The organism is Micromonospora sp. NPDC049580 (assembly GCF_040675595.1).
Lineage (GTDB): Bacteria > Actinomycetota > Actinomycetes > Mycobacteriales > Micromonosporaceae > Micromonospora.
In genome coordinates, this window is record NZ_JBFAPG010000742.1 from 1 (window position 1) to 1968 (window position 1968).

3 protein-coding genes are annotated in these 1968 nt (G+C 70.2%); all 3 read left to right on the top strand.

Annotated features, from left to right (window positions below):
* Window positions 1–821, top strand: an 821-nt coding sequence (locus tag AB0J68_RS31630) for a 3'-5' exonuclease (RefSeq protein WP_363942490.1), incomplete at its 5' end; no start/stop codon positions are given.
* 122 nt (window positions 822–943) lie between these two features.
* Window positions 944–1195, top strand: a complete 252-nt coding sequence (locus tag AB0J68_RS31635) for a hypothetical protein (protein ID WP_354861542.1) — start codon at window positions 944–946, stop codon at window positions 1193–1195.
* Between the two features lie 129 nt (window positions 1196–1324).
* Entirely contained in the window at window positions 1325–1690 is a 366-nt protein-coding gene (locus AB0J68_RS31640; protein ID WP_354861543.1) for a WhiB family transcriptional regulator, read from the top strand.
* The last annotated feature ends 278 nt before the right edge of the window (window positions 1691–1968 follow it).

A 1968-nucleotide genomic window follows, 5' to 3' on the forward strand; every position in this document is an offset into this window, starting at 1 on the left:
TGTCCGCGCTGGTCCAGCTCGCCGAGGAGTACGCGGCCACCCCCGAGGTGGTGCCGATCGGCGAGGCGGCGTCGGTGGAGCGCCCGGTCACCCTCACCGACTTCACCGAGGAACTGGCCCGCCGGGCCGCCCAGCAGCACGTGCCGACGGTGGACGGGGTCACGCTGGCGTCGCTGCACTCGGCCAAGGGGCTGGAGTGGGACGCGGTCTTCCTGGTCGGCCTCGCCGAGGGCACCCTGCCCACCACGTACGCCAAGACCGTCGAGCAGGTCGAGGAGGAGCGCCGGCTGCTCTACGTCGGCATCACCCGCGCGCGGCAGTGGCTCTGGCTGTCGTACGCCGCCGCGCGCTCGTCGGGCGGCCGTGCCCGGCGGCCGTCGCGGTTCCTGCCCCAGCTGGACCGCTCCGGCGGCACCGAGCGGGCGGGCGCCTCCACCGGTCCCGCGCGCCGTCCCGAACGGCGCCGGACGCAGATCGTGTCCTGTCGGATCTGCGGCGCGACCCTGCTCGCCGGCCCCGACCGCAAACTGGGTCGGTGCCCCACCTGTCCCTCCGACATCGACGATGAGCTGCACGAACGCCTGCGCGAGTGGCGCCAGCGGGTGGCCGGCGCGCAGAAGGTCCCGGCGTACGTGGTGTTCACCGACGCCACGTTGACCGCGTTGGCCGAGCGGCGGCCCGGCCGGCCGGAAGAGTTGATCGCCATCGCCGGCATCGGCCCCCGCAAACTGGGCCTCTACGGGGAGTCGGTGCTGGCGCTCGTGCAGGGCGCGGGGGTGGACGACGTCTGCCCGGAGAAAACTTTCGAAATCTCGTCGTAAATTCGTTTGCCCTCGCCCCCGGGCGAGGAATAGCCTCAGAACACACCACGCGAGCGGCGCCATTCCGGCTGCTCACGGGGGTTGGTCCAGTCGATTCGAGGAACGTGAGGGAGGTGGCCACCGTGGAGATCTTCACCTATGAGCGTCTGACGGCGATGCCGTCTGTCCCCGCTCCGCTGTCGGCTGTCTGGGTGGCCCTTGCGGCCGCACGACCGTCGGTTCCGCAGGTGCACCAGGTTCAGGCCGAGCTGAACTTGACCGTTGCGCCGATCGCCGGAGTCGAGGGGACCAGTGGCTTCACGGGCATGGGCATCGATGGCGCCAAGAAGCGCACGGATGTCCGCGGCGTTCCACCTCGAGGTAGACCGGTCTGATCCTCAGACACCGGCTCACCTCGAGGCCGCGGAACCCGCTACCGGGATCCGCGGCCTCAGTTTTTTGCCCCGCCGAAGTACGTCGGAATGCGATCCACGAGATCGAAGTGAGAGAGAGGTGACCGGGAGATGAGTCTGGCGTTGGCCCCCCTCGATGTGAGCGTCGAGCTGGAGGCGAACCTGCCCTGCCGGAAGTTCGACCCCGACCTGTGGTTCTCCGACTCGCCTGCCGAGCTCGAGCTGGCCAAGTCGCTCTGCGGGGACTGCCCGCTGCGCGTCGAGTGCCTGGCCGGGGCGGTGGAGCGAGCGGAGCCGTGGGGCGTCTGGGGCGGCGAGATCTTCGAGCGTGGCGCGGTCGTCCCGCGCAAGCGGCCCCGTGGCCGTCCGCGCAAGGAGGACGTCGCTCGTGACGCGGAGCTCCGGGTCGAGGCCGAGGCGCGCCTGGCAGCCACTGGGCTGTCCGAGGTGCGTGGCGCGGTCCGGCTGGCAGCCTGACATGTTCCCGACCTGTACCAACTACGCCGGTGGCACACCGGCAGTGAGTGAGAAAACGATGTTGAACGTTCCGAGTGGAGCCTTCGAGATGCAACTACTCCACGAAGCGTTGACCAGGGCTCGAATGCGCCGGCCTCAGGCCGGTCGTACCACCACGAGCACTGAGGCAACCCGATCCGCCCGTACCGTCGCCATGAACGGCCGCAACCAGTCGGCGCGCGACCTGGGCGTTCTCTAGTACCACCCCACGCAGAAGGGCGGGTGCCGACCGGCACCCG

Bases quoted from the DNA above. Each gene is read 5' to 3' on its own strand.
- AB0J68_RS31640 (WP_354861543.1), top strand. From the start codon at position 1,325: ATGAGTCTGGCGTTGGCCCCCCTCGATGTGAGCGTCGAGCTGGAGGCG.